1 protein-coding gene is annotated in these 286 nt (G+C 61.2%); it reads left to right on the top strand.

The genetic code is table 11. The features are described 5' to 3' along the window. The coding region (locus APY03_RS41020; RefSeq protein ID WP_198161374.1) for a transposase domain-containing protein at window positions 1–247 on the top strand (247 nt) is incomplete at its 5' end. Window positions 248–286: the final 39 nt, after the last annotated feature.

Below are 286 nucleotides of genomic sequence, written 5' to 3'. Positions count from 1 at the left end.
ACTTCTTGCCCGACATGGGCAGAATGACCCAGTGATTGCCATCGGACGATCGAATTGGCTGTTCGCGGGATCGCTACGTGCAGGCCAGCGCGCAGCGGCCATCATGAGCTTGATCCAGTCGGCGAAGCTCAACGGACATGAGCCGCACGCGTACCTCAGCGACATTCTTGAGCGACTGCCCACGCAGCCGGCCAGCCGTGTCGGAGAGTTGTTGCCGCATCGCTGGCAACCAACAGCAGTGCGCTGATCGAAGACCGTCGTCAAGACGGGATCACCACGCGCTTAC

The sequence above is a fragment of the Variovorax sp. WDL1 genome (assembly GCF_001541225.1).
Taxonomy (GTDB): domain Bacteria; phylum Pseudomonadota; class Gammaproteobacteria; order Burkholderiales; family Burkholderiaceae_C; genus Variovorax.
This window is presented reverse-complemented; position numbering and strand designations above follow the sequence as displayed.